Here is a 17,661-nt window from a genome sequence, read left to right as displayed (position 1 = left end):
TTTTCGGGTATCACTCGAACTGTTCGACAGTGACGGCTGCAGCATCGACGATGTCGGCGTGGACTGTCTGTACTTCCGCGATCGCGGCGTCGAAACCCTCCCGGGAGACGAGGTGGCTCGGGCAGTCGCAGTCGGACGCACCGAACCCCGAAATCGGTCCGTCGCCGAGCCGTCGCGCGACGACGCATTCGACGTCCTCGCCGTGGGTTTTGACGACTCCCGCAAGCGTCGTCGCCTGATGGCCGAGGAGGTAATCGACGTGCCAGTGTCGGGCGTCGCTCTCGCCGGCGGCGAGCCGTCGGTGTCTGTCGATCCGGCCGAACCCGCCGGTCCCAAATGCGCTCCCCGTATAACAGTAAACCGGCGCGTCGAACCGTTTCCTGCCCAGCGCTCCGACCTCGGCCTCGAACCGCTCGGTGACGGCGACCAGGAGCGTGTATGTGCCGTTCGACGGAGGGCCCTCTTGGGTCGAACTCGGTTCGGTCATCGTCGCCGATCGAACCCGCGTTACCGTAGTCCCTCCGGGATCGCCTCGCGTGCGGCGGCCGCGAGCGCGTCGAACCGCTGGGCGGCCGCCTCCTCGAGCGGGTACTCCTCGTGGTACGGAGCCGCCTCGCGGTCGCGACCGCTGGCGCGACCGATCGCCGAGGCGATCCGCTCGTAGTTGTCCCGAACGAGCGATCCGACCAGTTTGGGTGTGCCCGCTCGGTCGGCGAGCTCACGCGCTGCTTTGCGGCCCGCGTAAACGCGCCTCTCGTCGGCGTCGACGAGCACCATCGCGAACGGCGCCTCCCCGAACTGCGCCGTCAAGAACTCCTGGGCGGCGTCGTCGTACCACGAGACGACTGCGACGTCCTCGAGCCGACGGACCGCAGTCGCCGCGATCGAACAGTACGGACACTCGCCGTCGTAAATGAGGACTGTCCGTATCTCGGATGCATCACCCGTTCTCGGTTCGTCCATAGGACAACTACGGGCGCCGAACGGATAAGTCGCTCAGGCGGTCGAATCCTGTCCGCTCTGTCGGTCAGACAATCGCCTCGTACGTCTCTGGGTCCTCCTCGGAGGTCAGCGACAGCGCAGTAATCGCCACCACGTCCCGCACGGTCCGGGCGGAGTCGATGTCGGGCGAGAGCAGCCGGGGGGTGTCCCGCCAGTCGTCGTCGAACTCGTCGTCGTGGCCGCGGTCGATCTCCTCGCAGACGAAGCCGACCAGGCCGTCCAGCGTCGGTCCGATTTCGATGCACGCCCGGTGGCCGTCCCCGCCCGTCGCCAGCACGTGGGTGGTGTCGTCCGGGAAGTCGGCCGCCTCGATCGCGGGTCCGAGCGGCACGCCCGCCCAGCGGCCGGTGACGATCCGGCCGGTGTGGCAGTGGATCGTAAACCGCCGGGACTCCCAGCCGTACTCCTCGCGTACCGCGGGCGTGTCCGCGAGCAGTATCGTCCGGTCGCCCCGGACCGTCACCGTCGCAGCCGCACTGTCGTGTGTCATGGATCTCGAGGGTTCGCTCACGAGAGGTAGGCGGCGATGTCGGCCTCGGTGATGATCCCGACGGCTTCGCCCCCCTCTGTGACGACGACCGCCTTGTAGTGATCCAGGAGGTTCCGGATCTCGTCGACGGTCACGTCCTGTGACACCGTCGGGAACGACTCGCTCATGATCTCGCTTACGGGTTCGTTTCCGACGTTCTCGCCGGCGTGGATCACGTCGCTCTGGCTGATCGAGCCGACCGGCACGCCGTTTTGCAACACCGGCAACTGGGAGTACGCTTCCCGCTCCATCAGGTCGACCGCTTCGCTTACGGAGTCGTCGGGTTCGACGCTCACCACGGACTCGTGCATCAGGTCGTTTGCACGAACCACGTCGCCTTCCGCCTCGTCGAGGGCGGCCACGATCCGTCGAAGCGTCGACAGCCGCGGGTCGACGTCCCCGCCCTCGATCCGGGCGATGAGCGGCTGTGAAACCTCGGCGGCGTCTGCGAGTTCGCTCTGGGTGAGTTCGAGTTCGGTCCGCCGCTCGCGAAGGTCCTGCGGCGTCGGCAGTTCCATACCTGTAAATAACCAGGAGTTATTGATAAGGTTTTGGGCCGCGACCCATGCTTTAAAAGGCCGGGCGCGTACCCGGACACATGGCCAAGTATTCCACGGGCGGGGGTGGCGGCGGCGGCGACGGCGACGCCTGCGAGCTGTGCGGGCGGGAGACGGGGAATCTCCGGCCCGCCAACGTCGCCGGCGCGGAGCTTCTGGTCTGTCGCGACTGTGAGCCCCACGGAAGCAACCAAACGCAGTCCGAAAAGAAGCGGGACCGGGAGAGTACCCGCGACGACGACGAGCCCAGCCGGAAAAAGCGGGCGGCCCAGCAGGCGGCCAAAATGTACGACGCTGGCAAGGGCGATTCGAGCCACTGGGAAAAGGAAGGCACCGATTACGAGAGCGACCGGCTGCCGTATCTCGTCTCCGAGTACGGGGAACGCGCAGAACGTGCCAGACAGGACGCCGGGCTCCGCATCGAAGAACTCGCCGCCGAGTTGGACGTCGACGAGGACGACCTGCTGGCGATCGAACAGGGCCGGGCCGCCCGCGCGAACGTCGGCGGATCCGTCGTGCGCGCGGTCGAAGAGCGCCTCGACGTGGAACTGGTCGACGAGTAGCCGTTTCGTCCCGGCGATTCCGTCGTGACCGACGCGAGGCTCCGGCAGGTACCGCCAGTGGGACAGTTTTATCGAACCGGCTCACGTTCCGGCGGACATGACCGGCTCACGCGCACCCGACGACCCGTCGGTTCGAACGTTCTCCGCAACCGTCGATCGCGTCACCGACGACGCGGTCGTGCTGGACGAGACGTACTTTTATGCCGCCTCCGGCGGCCAGCCCGCCGATCGAGGGTTCATCGACGGAACCGCGGTGGCGGACGTGTGGGACGTCGATGGCGAGGTCCACCACGGGCTCGCGTCCCCGGAAGGCGGTCTCGAGTCCGAGTTCGAGCCTGGCCAGGAAGTCGAGTGCATCGTCGACGACACGTTCCGGACGTACTGCATGCGGGCTCACACGGCGAGTCACGTGCTGTACGGAGCCGGGCGGCGGCTGTTCGACGACCTGGGGTACGGCGGCTTCGACATCGACGATCGGAAGGTCCGGGTCGACTTCGCGACGCCCTCCGACGTCGACGACGACGCACTCGTCGAACTCGAGCGGTTGACAAACCGTGCGGTGTGGGACTCGTATCCGGTTTCGTGGGGTGAGGTCGACGTCGAGACCGCCCGCGATCACGAGGCGGTGGCGTTCAACACCAAAACCGAGGAGGGTGTCATGGCCGGCGCCGACACCGTCCGGATCGTCACCGTCGGCGGCGACACGCGGGGGAACCTCGGCGAGCTCGACACCGAGGAGGCAAAAGAGGCGCTCGCACTGGACGGCTCGGCGTGGGACGCGGCCGCCTGCGGGGGAACCCACGTTTCGAACACCGAAGAGATCGGTCCGGTGGAGGTGCTCTCGCGGTCGAACCCCGGCGAGGGGCTCACCCGGATCGAGTTCGCGGTCGGGCCGGTCGGGATCCGGCGCGACGCGACGGTCCACCGCGCGGCGCTGTCGGCCGCCCGGGAGGTCGACGTCGGGATCGAGGAGCTCCCCGAGGCGGTCGCCCGTCTCGCCGAGGAGAACGACGCGCTCTCGGAGGAACTCGAGTCGCTGAAAGGGGAGGTGCTCGAAGCCCGGCTCTCGTCGCTCGAGACGGTCGACAGGGACGGCGCCCGGTGGCAGGTCGGTGCAGTCGAGGGGTTCGGCCCGAACGAGGTCGGCGATCGGCTCCAGTCGCAGATCGCCAGCGAGGACGACGGTCCGGACGTCGCGGCGGTCGTCGGCGACGGCGACGCGCCGTTCGTCGTGGTCGCCACCGGCGGCGAGCCCGCGGCGGGCGAAGTCGTCGAGGAGATCACCGACCAGTTCGGCGGAGGCGGGGGTGGCGGCCCGACGTTCGCCCAGGGGGGCGGGCTCGGCGCCGATCCCGAGGAGGTGCTCGCCTGGCTGCGCGGTAAGTGACCCGGGACCGGACCGCACTTTCGGGGAGTGGGCTTTTTCTTCGCCGGAGCGAAACGGTGCCCATGTCACTGCCACCCAGCGACTCGGCGCTCACCGACGAACAGCGGGCGATCCGGGATCTCGTCTACGAGTTCGCGACCGAGGAGATCCGGCCGGGCGCCCGGGAGGCGGACGCGACGGAGACGTTCCCCGAGGACGTCTGGGACGGGCTCGCCGAGCTGGATCTCACCGGGTTGACGGTTCCCGAGGAGTACGGCGGGTTCGACGCCGGTCGCGTCACCTACAGCGTCGTCAACGAGGGTGTGGCCTACGGGCAGCTGGCGGTCGCGACTGCGCTTTCGGTCCACTGTCTGGCGACTTCCTGTATCGCGACGTTCGGCTCGGAGGCGCAGCGCGAGCGGTGGCTCCCGGAGATGGTCGACGGCCGGCCGGTCGGGGCGTTCGCGCTCTCGGAGCCCCACGCCGGCTCCAACCCCGCCGAGATGTCGACGGTCGCGCGCTGGGACGGAGACGAGTACGTCCTCGACGGCGAGAAGATGTGGATCACCAACGGCCAGCGCGCGGGTGTGTACGTCGTCTTCGCGAAGACCGACCCCGACGATCCCGGAAGCGTCACGCAGTTCCTGGTTCCTGGCGACACGCCGGGGGTGACCGTCGGGAAGAAGGAGGAGAAACTCGGCTTGCGCGCCTCGGACACGACGTCGCTGGGGTTCGACGGGGCGCGGATCCCGGCCGAGAACCGGCTCACTGAAGAGGGGAAGGGGCTCTCGGCGGCGTTCCGGATCCTCACTGGCGGTCGGATCGGCATCGCCGCCCAGTCGGTTGGGCTGGCGCAGGCGGCGTTCGACGAGGCCCGCGAGTACGCCGGCGAGCGCGAGCAGTTCGGCGGGCCGATCGCGGACATCCAGGCGATCCAGCACAAGTTCGCCGAGATGGCGACCCGGATCGCTGCCTCGCGGCTGCTGGTCCGGGAGGCGGCCCGGCAGGCGAACGCCGGCGAGGACAACCGCGTCGCCGCCTCGATGGCGAAGTACCACGCAAGCGAGACCGCGATGGCGGTCACGAACGAGGCGGTCCAGATCCACGGCGGCTACGGCTACACCACGGAGTTCGACGTCGAGCGCCTGTATCGGGACGCCAAGATCACCGAAATATACGAGGGAACCACGGAGATTCAAAAGGAGATCATCGCCAGGGGCGTACTTGAGTAACCCGCAGTCGAGTGCAACCGACGGCCCGATTCCCCACAAACGATTTCTCCCGTGGGGGAGTTAGATGTACCATGTACGTCCGCGATGCGCGAAACCGGGAGGAGGTCTGGCTTCTGGACCACATCGAGGCGATGGGCCTGGACGACGCCGCGTTTCGGTCGCGCGATTACGTCATCGCGGTCGACGAGGAGTCGAACACCCGGGCGGGGTTCGGCCGGATACGGATCCACAAGGATCCCGACGCCTGCGAGATCACGGGGATCGGCGTGCTCGACGGCTGGCGCGACCAGGGTGTCGGCGCCCACGTGATCGAGCGACTCCTCCAGAAAGCGGGCGACGAGGGGTTCGGGGAGGTGTACTCGCTCACTGATCAGCCGGAGTACCTCGTCCAGTTCGGCTTCGAGTTCGCGGATCCCGAGGAGCTGCCGGCGCCGATCGCCGAGCGAATCACTGAAAAGCGCGAGACGGTGAGCGACGAGATTCAGCCGCTGCGGATCGACGTCGACGGGTTCGAGATGCCCGACCGGCTCCGCGAGCGGTTCAAGTCGGCAGCAGAGCGCGACGCCGAAGATGCGGGTCCCGAAGAGACGCCGGAGGACTTCGGCATCGATCCCGACGAGGCGACGTATAAGTACGACCCCCGGGGATGACGGACGGCGTCGTGGCGGGCGCCGGAAAGAGTAACACCCTTAAACCGCGACCGGCTGGTTGTACGTGAGCGCCGGTGGTCTAGTGGTAGGACCTGAGCCTTCCAAGCTCATGGCCCGGGTTCAAATCCCGGCCGGCGCACTCACTCGGCTCACGGCTCCCTTCGGTCGCCGTTCGCCTTTCGAGGTCTCGCTGCGCTCGACCTCGCCCTGCTCGCGGCTTCCCGCTCGCTCCGTTCGTGCGCCGCCCGTAGTCCCACTCGTTCACTTCGTTCACGGCTCCCTCCGGTCGCCGTTCACGTTTCGAGGTCTCACTTCGTTCGACCTCGCATCCCTCGCGGGACTCCCGGCCTGCGCATACGCTCCTCCGTCTCGTACAGCACTTTTCAGGCATCTCTACCTTTACCAGAAGGTCAACCAACCGCCACGCGTTGTACATCGTACAGGCATGTAAAAATTGAAAAACCGGTACTCGTACTTCATCGAGATTGTCCGAACACGGAAACGTTTGATCTTCTTGAACCCGTTCTTAATCGACCACCTATGATCGTATTTCCGAATGATCCGACTCACCAGATGAACCTTCTTCATGTCAGAAAACTCGTCACCCCTCAGTGACGGTCAGAACGTCGCGTTTCTCTGCCGGAATCGGGTTATGATACGTCACCTCTTCCGTTTCACAGAGTTCTTCGAAGTCAGCATCAGTGGTGAGCAGATAGTCAGCATCATACGACCGGGCAAGCGCGAGAAGAAATGCGTCGTACACGTCGTGGTTTTTCTCGGCACTGATCTCGTATGCATCGAGCACTGTGGTGTCGGTGGCACTGATTATCCGAACCGGGCTCTGAACCAGTGACTGGACGGCGTTTCGGGCGTCCACCGGTTCGACACCGAATTGTTGCGTCATAATATACTGTGCTCGAAGGGGGTAGTAGTCAAACACGAGCAACGCATTCGGCCCATCGAGTGCATCTTCAATCCACGGGTAGACCTCATCGTACGCTGGATGATCGTCAGTGAGTGCAATGGCGAGGATGTTGACATCCGTGAGGACCGTCACCTCGGTTGGAAGCGAGTCTCCTTGCCTGGTCATTCGTTGTTTTCCATCGGTCCGAAGAGGCCTTCACCAGCGTCAGCCGGGGTCGTGTTCTCCCACGAATCGCGGTCCGCTGTTGCCGTCTGGAGCTTCGAACTCGGCTTGGGATTGACCTCCAGAACCGAGCCAATCAGCCGTGCAGGAATCTCGTCGTTCGACTCGATTCCGAGTTGGTCCCGAATCTCTTTTGGAAGCGTGACTCTTCCTCTATCATCGACTTTCAGCGTGATTTCTTCCCCGGAAGCCACCTCGACCGAATCCTTACCCATTTCGAATCACCTGATACCCACTACTATGTTGACATACAAAACGCTTGCGCTACCTGAGGAACCATTATAGTCTAAGTGCTCGCCGAGGCCAAAATCGCAAGCGGTGGGGATCACCTCGGACCGGTTGGGAGCCGCATCGTCGCCGAAACATTCGTCGGCCTAATCGAGGAAGATCCGGGGTCGTTCCTGAGCGTCCAGCCCGGATGGACGCCGACGCTTCCCGGGCCGACCACTGGACAGGACGACTTCTCTACGGCCGACCTCCTTGAGTTCGCCTATACTGATAGCTACTGAGACTGTCGTAGCTGGTGGAATCCATGCAGGGCGCCGCGTGTTCGAGAAACGCAGGTTGAATCACGAATAAACACGGAAGAACCCTACACGAATTCACCAATATTCATCACGATCGTGTGTGTTGTTATTGTAACACATGGATGGTCCACCGTTCGAGTACGGCGAGTACGAGGAGGGAAAGGACGTCAACTACTGGCGACTGAACCCGGCGTTGCAGGCGGCGGCAGGGCGGGTGTATCCCGACGAGGAGTTCGAGTGGGCAGCCGAACGCCTCGAGGAGTTCGGCGGCGTGGTCGGGCACACGATCGCGGACAACGCAGATCTGATCGACGAACACGGACCCGAACTCCGGACCTACGACAGACACGGCGACCTGCTGAACGAGGTTCGGTATTACCCGAAGCAGTTCGAGAACGAGGAGTTGATCTACGAACGCGGGATCCTCGCCGACGCGTTCGAACCGCCGCCGGGGCGGGAGGAACCACTGGGACTGGTCCACACGCTGACGATGCAGTTGCTGTTGTCGTATGCCGACACCGGACTTGTGTGTTCGCAGTCCATGACCGTCGGGGCGGCGCTTGTGCTCCGGAACCACGATCACGGGAACCACTACGAGGAGTACTTCGAGGGGCTCACCGCCCGGGAGTACGACGACGTCATCGAGGGGGGAATGTTCCTGACTGAAGAGCAAGGTGGAAGCGACGTCGGGGCCGCCGAGACGACCGCAGAACCCGTGGGCGTCCCCCGCGAAGCAACGAGTTCCGCAACGGAGGAAGCCACCGGACGGGACGACGAGGGGACGGCCGCGACCGACGAGGAAGGGAGGGGAGTCCACGGCGACGGCGGAGTGATCGCCCCCGAGGACCCGATCGAGACACGGACGTACGAACTCACCGGAGAGAAGTGGTTCTGTTCGAACATCGACGCCCAGGGAACGCTGGCGCTCGGTCGGCGCCCGGGCGCCCCGGAGGGAACGAAGGGGCTGTCGCTGTTTCTGGTTCCTCACGAACTCCCGAGCGGCGAGTTGAACCCCCAGATATATCGCCGGCTCAAGGACAAGCTGGGAACCGAGAGCGTCCCCACGGGCGAGGTGGAGTTCGACGGGACGACCGGCTATCTCGTCGGGGAGCCCGAGCGGGGGTTCAAGTACATGACGACGATGCTGAACTGGGAGCGCGTCACGAACTCCGTGGGCGCGGTCGGGATCATCGGCCGGCTCTTACTGGAGAGCAAGATCCACGCCGCAAACAGGGAAGCGTTCGGACAGCCGATCGGGGAGTTCCCGCTGTTACAACGTGATCTCGTCGAGATGGCAGTCACCCACGAGGCGACGCTTTCGTTCGCGATGGAGGCCGCCCGGTGGTTCGATCGGTACGAACGAGACCACGGTGACGATCGCGCGTTCCGGCTCATGCGGCTCCTCGTGCCGGTGTCGAAACACGTGACCACCCGCGCGGCCGTCGACACCGCCTCCTATGCGATGGAGATCCAGGGTGGCAACGGCTACGTCCGGGAGTTCGTGACCCACCGGCTCTATCGCGACGTCCAGGCGCTTCCAATCTGGGAGGGGACGGCCAACATCCTCTCGCTGGACGTCCTCCGGGCAATGGAGACGGAACGCGCCCACGAGGCGTTGATCCCGCTCGTCGAGGGGTATCTCGACGACGTCGAGCATCCACTCCTGGAGGAACAGGCCACGACGGTGCGCGAGGAGTTTCGGGCGCTCCAGGAGGCGCTCGTGGCACTCGGGTCAGGGGACGGCGACTACGCACAACACGAGGCGAAGGAAGTGACAGAGTACATCTACGACGTGCTTACTGCGGTCCTGTTGTTGTCGCGTGCCCAGCGATCGCTCGCGGAGGATTCGGACGCACGGGAGGCCGTCGTCGCCCGGCTGTTCATCGAGGAGACGTTCTCCGACCGGGACGCTCGCGGCGTCACGACCGGCGAAGCACTACCGATGGAGTATTTCGACGCGGTCGTCCGGTACGACGAGGTCGATCCGAATCGACTGGCTGAGTCGCCGTCCGGCTGACTGGATAGCGAAACGAGGAAGTTGCGGAGCGACGGGACGTCCCCCATTCAGTGGCCAAACAGGCGGGTTTGTAACCGAGAACCCGACGTGTGGATAGATATAACTCGAAATACGTAGTTTAGTGAATGTCTGTTTGAAAGAAATATTGTTTTAAAAACGAATACGGAATCCTTATCCGTCTCACCGGCCTCCATCTATTTGCAATGGCAAACGGTAAGGTTGATTTCTTCAACGACACGGGCGGTTACGGTTTCATCGCGACTGAGGACTCCGACGACGACGTATTCTTCCACATGGAGGATGTCGGCGGCGAAGATCTGACGGAGGGACAGGAGATCGAATTCGATATCGAACAGGCCCCCAAGGGCCCGCGAGCGACGAACGTCACTCGCGTTTAACTACGGTTTCAACCGTCGCCTTGCGGCGACGCTGGCCGACTGCGGCATTCTTCGACACACGAGTCGATTAGCTCGACCATCATCTTGCGTTCGAGGGCTTTGAGCCGCTGGGAAACGGCAGACTTGCTCACACCGATTTCGTCGGCGACATCACCAAGATCGGCCCCCTTCGGGTTCCGATAGTCGTCCGAACGGCTCGGGCGACGATAGATGATACTCTGGACCAATGAAAGTTTTAACCTATCCGGCGGATCCTTCCGTTCGAATACCCCATCGCTTTCATTCCCAGCAGTCGCACTCGCAGGACAACTGTCGGATGACGTTCGCCTCCGCGCGCTGCAGTCGCTGGGAGAGCGCGGATTTGGAGATGCCGATTTCCGTGGCCAGTTCTTCGAGGGGCACTTTCGTGTCCGGATCGTAGTAGCCGGCCTGTTTGGCCCTGTGGATCGCCTCGCGCTGCTTGCGAGTCAGCGACGAGACGTCGATCGTGCAGGTTTGAGGGTATTCGAGGCGTTCAGTGGAGGTGATCGACCGGACGGTTACCCGCTTGCAGCGTTCGCGCACGTCGCTCACGATCGAGGAGACGGTCTCGGTGTCCGGGACGTACGTCTCCATCACGAACGACCCGTCGCCGATCCGAAGGTACCGCGGGATGCAGCCGTGGTCGGTGAAGACGATTCCGGGACAGTGATCGCAGATGTCTTTCGAGAAGTACTTGGTCGTCGTCTGTTCGCCGTCTTCGGTTCGTTTCTGAACGCCGATGTCACACTGGCAGTCTCCTTCGTCGAATCTGACGTCGACGTCGACGATGTTGCCGTCGACGGTGTCCATGGTGCACGGTCCGCCACGTTCTATCTCGAGCTCTACCCGGAGGCGCCTGTCTTCCATCTTCGTCAGTTCCTCTCCCACCTCCGGAGAGCTTTCCTCGCGGGTCAGCGAGGGAACGCCACTCATACCCTTCGGTATGGTATCGCGTCTTAAGACACGTTTTCCTTTTCCTGTCGCGTGAGAACATAACGAGAACCCGAGAGTGGGACGGAGACGCCGGGGAAGTTTGATCCGGCTCCCGTCCTGACTCGACGTATGCGCGAGGAAGAGGAAATCCGAGAGCAGTACGAGTTCCTCGAAGAGCAACTCGAAAGCGAGGAGATGCGCCACGAAGGAGTCAGACAGATGTTCACCTACTACAAGAGAGCGCTGGGCTGGGTTCTCGAGGAGGAGTACATCTAGTCGCGACGTCCGACGTCACCTCACCCGTGGCGACACCGGAAGTCGTCCTCCGATCGAGGGCCACTCGGGTAAAAAAAAGTCATTCCGGTTCCCGGCGGACGAACACCGGCGACATCTTTAAGTCTATCCCATCGGTAGAATCGGGTGACGCTTCGCTTGGAGGGCCGAAGCGTCAGCGGGGACCAATTTAGGGCGGCACAGCCGCGATCTTTCGCGGCTTGCTACCTTTTCGACGAACCGATCACTCGATGGAGAGCGATTCGTCCGTCTCGGGAGCGCCTTCCGGCCACTCGAGTTCGAACTCGACGCTCAACTCGGCCGGACCGCTTCCGGTTTCTCGTTCCGCCTTGACCTCGAATGTGGGGCGCGGTGGCACCTCGAGTGTCACCGACTGATCGCCGGCCGTAAGCGTCACCGGCTCGCCGGCGTCGAGTTTGTCGGCAACAGACCGGAGCATCGTTGCGATCTCGGACCGTTCGGTGCGTCGTTCCGTCGAGAAGATCACTTCTTCGGGCATATCTGCATTGAGGAGCTGCGGGGAGATAAATTCATACTCCCGGAGAGATTCACTCTGGGGTGACCAACCTTTCCACCGATAGTACATCTGTTTTACAGGAAATCGTATTTCGATAACACACCAGTAGCGCACCTCTACCCGTAGTTGCTTGGCCATACTGAAATTCGAGCCGACAACTTTATTGAGATGCGATATTGTATCTACAGATGGATATAACCGATGTACGATCTGACAGGCTTTCAGCGAGACCTGCTGTACGTCATCGCGGGACTCGACGAACCGCACGGGCTCGCTATCAAAGAGGAACTGGAAAACTACTACGAAAAGGAGATCCACCACGGGCGGCTGTATCCCAACCTCGACACGCTCGTCGACAAAGGTCTCGTCGAGAAGGGCCAGCGCGATCGCCGGACCAACTACTACACGCTGACTCGCCGCGGTCGCCGGGAGATCGAGGCGCGTCAGGAGTGGGAAGAGCAGTACATCGACTGACCGATCCAAACGACCCGAACGCTTCAAACGCTTCGAACGATCCGATCGTCAGTTCGACTGTCGAGCGCTCGGCTACTTTTCCGGTCGCTTCTTTCCGTCGTTCGTCTCGCCGTCGGGCTGATCGTCGTCCGTCTCTCGGTTTGCGGTGTCGTCGTCAGTAGGCGTCTCCGTGGCGGCGTCTCCGGCCGCGTCTCCGTCCGTGTCTCCGTCCGCGTCTCCGATTGTGTCTCCGGAAATCTCTCGGCTGACGTCGGCGACGGAGACGACGTACGGATCCACGGGCGGCGGTTCGGGGGTCTCCTCGCCGAGTTTCGTCGGCAGGACGATCCGCGCGAACTGGACGACGAGCACCAGCAGTATCGGCAGCAGAAACAGCCCGTACCAGCCGAAAAGCAGTGGACCGAGCGTGTACGCCAGCATCACCGCTCCGACGTGGAGACTCCGTCCGGAGACGTACGGTCGCAAGATCAGGTCCGGAATACTGTCGACGAACACGAACGAGATGACGAGAAACAGAGCGACGAACCACAGTGTCTCCGTACCGACCATAAATACCGATCGGAGTCCGAGATAGAGAGCCACTGGAACGTACACCAGTTTCATCCCGACGACGGGGATTAGGCTGGCGACGCCGGCGATCAGTCCCAGAAGCGCCGCCGCGGGAATCGCCACTCCGGCCGGCGCGAACGCGTTCAGTACCGAGAAGACGATTGCCCCGATCGCACCGGTGATGAAGGCGTTGAGGATGTTCCCGAAGAAGATCGATCGGAGATCGTAGTCGACCGCAAGGAGGTACGCTCGCAGCGTCCGCTCTTCGTCGTCGAACGTCTCGAGTACCCAGGCGGTCAGCTTTCGGTCGTCCCGGAGGAGGTAAAACGCCAGCACCACCATCACGAACAACTGGATCAGCGCCACCGCGAGCACCAGGGCCGTGTCGGCGATCGAGGTGAGCCACTCCAGTAGACTCGCCGCCAGATCGCCCTCGAGTAGTTCCCGTCCCAGTCGATCCACCACCGCTCCGGGATCGTCCAGTTCTTCAAGGAAGCGACCGAGTTCGGGATACGCATCGAGATCCACGCCTGGAATCGCTGTGAGTTCCTGTATCTCCCGGATCGCAATCGCGATCGCGTAGCCGACGACGAGAATCGCGGGCAACGCGAGCACGACGAGCGCCAGCGCGGCCGCGAGATTCGGGTGACCGGTTCGTGCGACGATCCGGCGGTACACCGGGCGCGTCGCGTAATACAGGAAGAGAGCGAAAACGACGACACCGATGAAGGAGACGACAACGTAGCCGACGAGGGCGAAAAGCAGGAGGCCGAACGCGAGCCAGCCGTATTCCGACGACGTCGACGCTTCCTCCAGCCGTGACATACACTATGTGGCGCCCATGGAACCCAAAAGACTGCCGACAGCCATCGCTTGCCTCGCCCCGGACCAGGACGGATGAAGTATATATTCCTATATAGTGCAACATATGTGCCCGGGGTCCATCTAACCAACCGAGATGAGCGTCCTCGCCACGCCGGCCCAGGTGTTCTTCGGGGTGCCCTTCGAGGAGCCCGTGGTTCGCATCGCGCTGGCGGCGGCGCTGGGACTGTTTCTCGGGCTCGAACGGGAGTGGTCCGACAAGGCAGCCGGCATCCGAACGTTCTCCTTGACGGCGATTCTGGGAGCGGTGTTCACCGTCGTCGCCGTCGACGGCGGTCTCGGAGTGTTGCTTCCGGTCGTCGGCGGGCTCCTCGTGATCGTCGTCGGGGCGCTTTTGTCCATAGAGGGGCTCACAAACGTCGAGTCGACCGGCGAGGACCCGCTGGCGCTTACGACGGCCGTATCCCTTATGGTCGCGTACGGGGTCGGCATCCTCGTCACGCTCGGATTCATTATCGAGGGGATCACCGTCGCCGTAGTGTCCTCGGCGTTGCTTGTGCTCAAGCGTGAACTCCACGGGCTGGCCGGGAACCTCTCCCGTCGAGAGCTCCGCTCGACGACCGAGTTTGCAATCCTCGCGTTCGTGATCTATCCACTGTTGCCGCCGGGACAGATGGAGTTCCTGGGCGTTCCCCTGGAGCCGCGGATCGCCTGGCTGCTCGTCGTTTCGGTGGCGGGGATCGGGATCGTAAACTACGCGCTCGTACGGTCGTACGGCGGCCGGGGGATCGCCGTCACCGGTTTCTTCGGCGGACTCGCCTCGTCGGCGGCGGTCGTCGGCGCGATGCTGGATCACGTCCGCCAGCAGCCGGAGGGGATCCAGTACGGAGTCGCGGGCGTGTTACTGGCCAACGCGGCGATGGCGCTGCGCAACCTGGCGCTCGCGCTGGTGTTTACCTTCGGGGCTGCCGGCCCGCTTTTGATTGACGCGGTCGTTCCGCTGGGGATCATCGTCGTCGGGAGCGTCCTCGTCGCGTACGTCGTCGCCGACTGGTCGGCCGAGGTCGAGATGGAACTCGAGAGCCCGTTCTCCCTGAAGAACGCGCTGGCGTTCGGCTCGGTGTTCCTGTTTATCCTCGCCGGTTCGTCGGTCGCGGAAGCGCAGTTCGGCACCAGCGGGCTGTATGCGAGCGCGCTGATTTCGGGGCTTGTCTCCTCGGCGGGCGTGACCACGTCGGCGGTGCTTTTGTTCCGTGGAGGAACGATCACCACGACCGAGACGGTCGTCGCGATCCTGCTTGCGACGGCTGCGAGCATCGTCGTCAAGGCGGCGCTCGCGACCGGTGGTCCCTGGGCGTTCGCCCGGCGGGTCGCGCTCTGGAGCGGCGTCACCATCCTGGTCGCCGGGGTCGGAACGGTCGTAATTTACGCGTTCTGAAACCGACACAGCGTTTCGAACGGACGCCATCACGCCGGCCTCGCAATATTTTCCCGATCCGAAACGAACCGGGCAGATTTAACATCCCGCTGCTGGTGGGTACACGTATGGATCGGGACACTGCCGAGCCACGGGTCGACGAGTTGCCGGGAGAGCGAGCCGAGAAGTGGGTGCAGTACCACCACGAGTTCGCCGCACCAAGCACGTACGTGTACGAGTTCGTGTGGGACTCCACGAAGCCGGCGGAAGGGCCGTTCTGTACCGACGTCGACGGCAACGTTCTCTTAGATTTCACGAGCCACGTCGCCGCCGCCCCGCTCGGGTACAACAACCCGAAGATCATGGAGCCCCTCCGGGAGTTCGATCTGGTGGATCCGCTGAAGATCGCGGGTCAAGATTTCTACGTCGCCGGCGGCGACGCACCGGGTGAGGGGATCCCCGGTCCCTCGGAGCTGATGGATCGGCTCACCGACGCCACCGACCACTACGACATGGACACGGTGTTCCTCTCGAACTCCGGCGCGGAGGCGGTCGAAAACGCCCTCAAGATCTCCTACGACCACGCCGACGGCGCGAAGTACGGGATCACCTTCCAGGGCGCCTTCCACGGCCGGACGCTGGGCGCGCTGTCGCTCAACCGGTCGAAGGAGGTGTACCGACGCCGGTTCCCCGAAATCGCATCGATTCACGACGTCCCGTTCTGTCAGGATAGCGACTGTACGGCCGAGACGTGTTCGTGTGGCTTTTTCGTCGACGGCGCGTCCCGGCTACGCGAGCAACTCCACCCCGAACGGGGGTATATAACCCCCGAGGAGGTCGCGTATCTCATCGTGGAGCCGATCCAGGGCGAAGGCGGCTATCGTTTCCCCAGCGACGCGTTCACCGACGAGATCGCTGCCCTCACGGACGAGTACGACATCACGCTGGTCGCCGACGAGATCCAGTCGGGGCTCGGCCGCACCGGGAAGATGTGGGGTGCAGATCACTACGCGATCGAGCCGGACGTCATCGCGAGCGCGAAGGCGCTGCGGGTCGGGGCGACGATCTCCCGAGCGGACGTGTTCCCCGACGAGCGGAGTCGACTCTCCTCGACGTGGGGCGCCGGCGATATCCTCTCGTCGGCACAGGGGGCACTCACGTTCGACGCGATCGAGGAGTACGATCTGCTCTCGAACGCCCGGACGCGGGGGCGGCAGTTCCTCGAGACGATGCGGGACGCCGACCTCGAGGGGGTCGAGGACGTCCGCGGGAAGGGGCTGATGCTCGCCGTCGAGTTCGAGTCCAAACAGCTGCGCGACGACGTCCACGAGGCCGCGTTCGCGCGGGGGCTGTTGACGCTCTCCTGTGGGCACAAGGTGCTCCGGATCCTGCCGCCGCTGGACGTGACTGAACGCGAGATCGAGATCGGATGTGACCTGCTTCGAAAGGCGATCGGGGACGTCGCCTAGAGGCGGATCGCCGACTTATACAGATCCGTGACAGTCACGGGTCTCCAGACGAAACCGGAGGGGCGACGCGACGACGATCGGGAATCAGGAAGTCGAAGACTCCTTTTCAGTCCGCGTCGAACCGAACGGCAGTGACCGGACTGTGACCGGAAAACTCGATCCCGAGACCATCTCGCGGCTGGTGTACGGACGCACGGGTGCGCCCGAGCCCGATCTGATTCAGGGTGCGGCGTTCGGCGAGGACACCGCCGCGGTTCCGATTGGCGATGAGACGCTCGTAATCAACGCCGACCCCTGTTCGCTCGCCGCCGAGCACGTCGGCACGATCGCGGTCCACGTCGCCTGCAACGACGTCGCCGCCTCCGGTGCCCACCCGCGGTGGCTCACGAGCACGATCCTCCTCCCCGAAGCGGACGCCGTCGAGACGCTCGACCGGGTGACCGCCCAGCTCGACGCGGCGGCCCGGGAGGTCGGCACCACCATCGTCGGCGGGCACACGGAGCGCTCCGCGCAGTTGGAGCGTCCCCTGCTCGCGATGACCGCAATGGGACTGACCGACCGCTACGTCGCCACCGGCAGCGCCGAGCCGGGCGACCGGCTCCTGCTCACGAAGGGCGCCGGCGTCGAAGCCACGGGTATCATGGCGACCGACTTCCGGGCGGAGCTCGAGGGGGACGTCGACGAGGCGACGATCGACCGTGCCGCCGACTTCTTCGAGTGGCTCAGCGTCGTCCCCGACGCGGAGGCGATCGGTCCGTTTGCGACCGCGATGCACGACCCGACCGAGGGCGGGGTGCTGGCGGGGCTCGTCGAACTCGCGCTGGCGGGGGAGGTCCGGTGTGTGGTGTCGCGGGACGACATCCTCGTCCGGGAGGAGACAGCAGCACTGGCGAACACACTCGGGATCGATCCCCTCCGGACGTTCGGCTCCGGGGCATTGCTCGCGACCGTTCCGGAAGAGACGGTCGGCGACGCCCTGGGGGCCGCCGACGAGGCGGGGATCGAGGCCGCCGAGATCGGTCGAATCGAGGGCGTGGAGGGCAGAGAGGCCGCCGGCGTCGAGATCGACGGTGCGCTTTTGACCGAGGTGCCCCGGGACGATATGTACGCGCTGTGGTCGTGAACGCGGGTGTCCTGCATCGAGGTCACAGGAACCGCTCCTGCTCCCGCTCGAAAA

The 17,661-nt window shown here is 64.0% G+C and carries 22 protein-coding genes and 1 tRNA gene; 13 read left to right on the top strand and 10 right to left on the bottom strand.

Annotation, left to right across the window (positions count from 1 at the left end):
* Positions 1-10 precede the first annotated feature (10 nt).
* From AArcSl_RS04140 to AArcSl_RS04125, 4 genes are all read right to left on the bottom strand, one after another.
* Positions 11-487, bottom strand: a complete 477-nt coding sequence (locus AArcSl_RS04140; protein WP_119815430.1) for a GIY-YIG nuclease family protein — start codon at positions 485-487, stop codon at positions 11-13.
* A gap of 20 nt (positions 488-507) precedes the next feature.
* Positions 508-963, bottom strand: coding sequence for a DCC1-like thiol-disulfide oxidoreductase family protein (locus tag AArcSl_RS04135; RefSeq protein WP_119815427.1), 456 nt, complete (start codon positions 961-963; stop codon positions 508-510).
* 64 nt (positions 964-1,027) lie between these two features.
* Positions 1,028-1,492, bottom strand: coding sequence for a molybdopterin-binding protein (locus AArcSl_RS04130; RefSeq protein ID WP_133412122.1), 465 nt, complete (start codon positions 1,490-1,492; stop codon positions 1,028-1,030).
* Between the two features lie 17 nt (positions 1,493-1,509).
* The gene (locus AArcSl_RS04125; protein ID WP_119815421.1) at positions 1,510-2,049 is read right to left on the bottom strand and encodes a CBS domain-containing protein; all 540 of its coding nucleotides are present in this window, start codon (positions 2,047-2,049) and stop codon (positions 1,510-1,512) included.
* An 80-nt stretch (positions 2,050-2,129) separates the two neighbouring features.
* Between AArcSl_RS04125 and AArcSl_RS04120 the strand changes: the two genes are divergently transcribed.
* The 5 genes from AArcSl_RS04120 to AArcSl_RS04100 all read left to right on the top strand — a co-directional run bounded on the left by AArcSl_RS04120 (position 2,130) and on the right by AArcSl_RS04100 (position 6,038).
* A complete protein-coding gene (locus AArcSl_RS04120; RefSeq protein ID WP_119815418.1) occupies positions 2,130-2,651 on the top strand; it encodes a helix-turn-helix domain-containing protein in 522 nt (173 codons plus the stop codon).
* 97 nt (positions 2,652-2,748) lie between these two features.
* The gene (locus AArcSl_RS04115) at positions 2,749-4,038 is read left to right on the top strand and encodes an alanine--tRNA ligase-related protein (RefSeq protein ID WP_119815415.1); all 1,290 of its coding nucleotides are present in this window, start codon (positions 2,749-2,751) and stop codon (positions 4,036-4,038) included.
* Between the two features lie 62 nt (positions 4,039-4,100).
* Positions 4,101-5,249, top strand: coding sequence for an acyl-CoA dehydrogenase family protein (locus AArcSl_RS04110; RefSeq protein WP_119815412.1), 1,149 nt, complete (start codon positions 4,101-4,103; stop codon positions 5,247-5,249).
* Positions 5,250-5,320: 71 nt separating this feature from the next.
* Positions 5,321-5,899: a GNAT family N-acetyltransferase gene (locus AArcSl_RS04105; RefSeq protein WP_119815409.1), complete on the top strand. Its 579-nt coding sequence runs from the start codon at positions 5,321-5,323 to the stop codon at positions 5,897-5,899.
* 68 nt (positions 5,900-5,967) lie between these two features.
* Positions 5,968-6,038: transfer RNA gene (locus AArcSl_RS04100), tRNA-Gly, on the top strand.
* Positions 6,039-6,500: 462 nt separating this feature from the next.
* Here AArcSl_RS04100 and AArcSl_RS04090 read toward each other — a convergent pair.
* Together AArcSl_RS04090 and AArcSl_RS04085 are read right to left on the bottom strand one after the other, a co-directional pair.
* Entirely contained in the window at positions 6,501-6,989 is a 489-nt protein-coding gene (locus AArcSl_RS04090; protein WP_119815402.1) for a type II toxin-antitoxin system VapC family toxin, read from the bottom strand.
* Complete coding sequence (locus AArcSl_RS04085; RefSeq protein ID WP_119815399.1) at positions 6,986-7,261, bottom strand: AbrB/MazE/SpoVT family DNA-binding domain-containing protein; 276 nt, start codon at positions 7,259-7,261, stop codon at positions 6,986-6,988. The genes AArcSl_RS04090 and AArcSl_RS04085 overlap by 4 nt, the downstream gene beginning before the upstream one ends.
* A gap of 75 nt (positions 7,262-7,336) precedes the next feature.
* Between AArcSl_RS04085 and AArcSl_RS04080 the strand changes: the two genes are divergently transcribed.
* From AArcSl_RS04080 to AArcSl_RS04070, 3 genes are all read left to right on the top strand, one after another.
* The gene (locus AArcSl_RS04080) at positions 7,337-7,555 is read left to right on the top strand and encodes a hypothetical protein (protein WP_119815396.1); all 219 of its coding nucleotides are present in this window, start codon (positions 7,337-7,339) and stop codon (positions 7,553-7,555) included.
* A gap of 136 nt (positions 7,556-7,691) precedes the next feature.
* Positions 7,692-9,590, top strand: a complete 1,899-nt coding sequence (locus AArcSl_RS04075) for an acyl-CoA dehydrogenase family protein (protein WP_119815394.1) — start codon at positions 7,692-7,694, stop codon at positions 9,588-9,590.
* Positions 9,591-9,793: 203 nt separating this feature from the next.
* Positions 9,794-9,988, top strand: coding sequence for a cold-shock protein (locus AArcSl_RS04070; protein ID WP_119815391.1), 195 nt, complete (start codon positions 9,794-9,796; stop codon positions 9,986-9,988).
* A gap of 8 nt (positions 9,989-9,996) precedes the next feature.
* Here the strand turns inward: AArcSl_RS04070 and AArcSl_RS17745 are convergent, their stop codons facing one another.
* The gene (locus AArcSl_RS17745) at positions 9,997-10,215 is read right to left on the bottom strand and encodes a helix-turn-helix domain-containing protein (protein WP_119815388.1); all 219 of its coding nucleotides are present in this window, start codon (positions 10,213-10,215) and stop codon (positions 9,997-9,999) included.
* A 52-nt stretch (positions 10,216-10,267) separates the two neighbouring features.
* A complete protein-coding gene (locus tag AArcSl_RS04060) occupies positions 10,268-10,942 on the bottom strand; it encodes a helix-turn-helix domain-containing protein (protein ID WP_119815385.1) in 675 nt (224 codons plus the stop codon).
* A gap of 129 nt (positions 10,943-11,071) precedes the next feature.
* Between AArcSl_RS04060 and AArcSl_RS17005 the strand changes: the two genes are divergently transcribed.
* Complete coding sequence (locus AArcSl_RS17005; protein ID WP_193588501.1) at positions 11,072-11,218, top strand: hypothetical protein; 147 nt, start codon at positions 11,072-11,074, stop codon at positions 11,216-11,218.
* Between the two features lie 241 nt (positions 11,219-11,459).
* On the opposite strand, the gene AArcSl_RS04055 is transcribed toward AArcSl_RS17005, so the two are convergent.
* Positions 11,460-11,735 carry an amphi-Trp domain-containing protein gene (locus AArcSl_RS04055; protein WP_119815382.1) on the bottom strand — a complete coding sequence of 92 codons (276 nt, stop codon included), beginning with the start codon at positions 11,733-11,735 and terminating at the stop codon, positions 11,460-11,462.
* A 219-nt stretch (positions 11,736-11,954) separates the two neighbouring features.
* On the opposite strand from AArcSl_RS04055, the gene AArcSl_RS04050 reads away from it, so the two are divergent.
* Positions 11,955-12,227: a PadR family transcriptional regulator gene (locus AArcSl_RS04050; RefSeq protein WP_119815379.1), complete on the top strand. Its 273-nt coding sequence runs from the start codon at positions 11,955-11,957 to the stop codon at positions 12,225-12,227.
* A 72-nt stretch (positions 12,228-12,299) separates the two neighbouring features.
* Here the strand turns inward: AArcSl_RS04050 and AArcSl_RS04045 are convergent, their stop codons facing one another.
* Positions 12,300-13,601 carry an AI-2E family transporter gene (locus AArcSl_RS04045; RefSeq protein ID WP_119815376.1) on the bottom strand — a complete coding sequence of 434 codons (1,302 nt, stop codon included), beginning with the start codon at positions 13,599-13,601 and terminating at the stop codon, positions 12,300-12,302.
* Between the two features lie 133 nt (positions 13,602-13,734).
* Between AArcSl_RS04045 and AArcSl_RS04040 the strand changes: the two genes are divergently transcribed.
* The 3 genes from AArcSl_RS04040 to AArcSl_RS04030 all read left to right on the top strand — a co-directional run bounded on the left by AArcSl_RS04040 (position 13,735) and on the right by AArcSl_RS04030 (position 17,607).
* On the top strand, positions 13,735-15,036 hold the full coding sequence (locus AArcSl_RS04040) for an MgtC/SapB family protein (protein ID WP_119815373.1): 1,302 nt from the start codon (positions 13,735-13,737) through the stop codon (positions 15,034-15,036).
* Positions 15,037-15,143: 107 nt separating this feature from the next.
* Positions 15,144-16,484: an aminotransferase class III-fold pyridoxal phosphate-dependent enzyme gene (locus tag AArcSl_RS04035; RefSeq protein WP_119815370.1), complete on the top strand. Its 1,341-nt coding sequence runs from the start codon at positions 15,144-15,146 to the stop codon at positions 16,482-16,484.
* A gap of 142 nt (positions 16,485-16,626) precedes the next feature.
* The gene (locus AArcSl_RS04030; protein ID WP_119815367.1) at positions 16,627-17,607 is read left to right on the top strand and encodes an AIR synthase family protein; all 981 of its coding nucleotides are present in this window, start codon (positions 16,627-16,629) and stop codon (positions 17,605-17,607) included.
* The last annotated feature ends 54 nt before the right edge of the window (positions 17,608-17,661 follow it).

The sequence above is a fragment of the Halalkaliarchaeum desulfuricum genome, from assembly GCF_002952775.1.
Classification (GTDB): domain Archaea; phylum Halobacteriota; class Halobacteria; order Halobacteriales; family Haloferacaceae; genus Halalkaliarchaeum; species Halalkaliarchaeum desulfuricum.
The sequence above is the reverse complement of the archived record's forward strand: the minus strand, read 5'-3'. Positions and strand labels throughout refer to the sequence as shown.

Bases quoted from the DNA above. Each gene is read 5' to 3' on its own strand.
- AArcSl_RS04140 (WP_119815430.1), bottom strand. From the start codon at position 487: ATGACCGAACCGAGTTCGACCCAAGAGGGCCCTCCGTCGAACGGCACA.
- AArcSl_RS04135 (WP_119815427.1), bottom strand. From the start codon at position 963: ATGGACGAACCGAGAACGGGTGATGCATCCGAGATACGGACAGTCCTC.
- AArcSl_RS04130 (WP_133412122.1), bottom strand. From the start codon at position 1,492: ATGACACACGACAGTGCGGCTGCGACGGTGACGGTCCGGGGCGACCGG.
- AArcSl_RS04125 (WP_119815421.1), bottom strand. From the start codon at position 2,049: ATGGAACTGCCGACGCCGCAGGACCTTCGCGAGCGGCGGACCGAACTC.
- AArcSl_RS04120 (WP_119815418.1), top strand. From the start codon at position 2,130: ATGGCCAAGTATTCCACGGGCGGGGGTGGCGGCGGCGGCGACGGCGAC.
- AArcSl_RS04115 (WP_119815415.1), top strand. From the start codon at position 2,749: ATGACCGGCTCACGCGCACCCGACGACCCGTCGGTTCGAACGTTCTCC.
- AArcSl_RS04110 (WP_119815412.1), top strand. From the start codon at position 4,101: ATGTCACTGCCACCCAGCGACTCGGCGCTCACCGACGAACAGCGGGCG.
- AArcSl_RS04105 (WP_119815409.1), top strand. From the start codon at position 5,321: ATGTACGTCCGCGATGCGCGAAACCGGGAGGAGGTCTGGCTTCTGGAC.
- AArcSl_RS04090 (WP_119815402.1), bottom strand. From the start codon at position 6,989: ATGACCAGGCAAGGAGACTCGCTTCCAACCGAGGTGACGGTCCTCACG.
- AArcSl_RS04085 (WP_119815399.1), bottom strand. From the start codon at position 7,261: ATGGGTAAGGATTCGGTCGAGGTGGCTTCCGGGGAAGAAATCACGCTG.
- AArcSl_RS04075 (WP_119815394.1), top strand. From the start codon at position 7,692: ATGGATGGTCCACCGTTCGAGTACGGCGAGTACGAGGAGGGAAAGGAC.
- AArcSl_RS04070 (WP_119815391.1), top strand. From the start codon at position 9,794: ATGGCAAACGGTAAGGTTGATTTCTTCAACGACACGGGCGGTTACGGT.
- AArcSl_RS04060 (WP_119815385.1), bottom strand. From the start codon at position 10,942: ATGAGTGGCGTTCCCTCGCTGACCCGCGAGGAAAGCTCTCCGGAGGTG.
- AArcSl_RS17005 (WP_193588501.1), top strand. From the start codon at position 11,072: ATGCGCGAGGAAGAGGAAATCCGAGAGCAGTACGAGTTCCTCGAAGAG.
- AArcSl_RS04055 (WP_119815382.1), bottom strand. From the start codon at position 11,735: ATGCCCGAAGAAGTGATCTTCTCGACGGAACGACGCACCGAACGGTCC.
- AArcSl_RS04050 (WP_119815379.1), top strand. From the start codon at position 11,955: ATGTACGATCTGACAGGCTTTCAGCGAGACCTGCTGTACGTCATCGCG.
- AArcSl_RS04045 (WP_119815376.1), bottom strand. From the start codon at position 13,601: ATGTCACGGCTGGAGGAAGCGTCGACGTCGTCGGAATACGGCTGGCTC.
- AArcSl_RS04040 (WP_119815373.1), top strand. From the start codon at position 13,735: ATGAGCGTCCTCGCCACGCCGGCCCAGGTGTTCTTCGGGGTGCCCTTC.
- AArcSl_RS04035 (WP_119815370.1), top strand. From the start codon at position 15,144: ATGGATCGGGACACTGCCGAGCCACGGGTCGACGAGTTGCCGGGAGAG.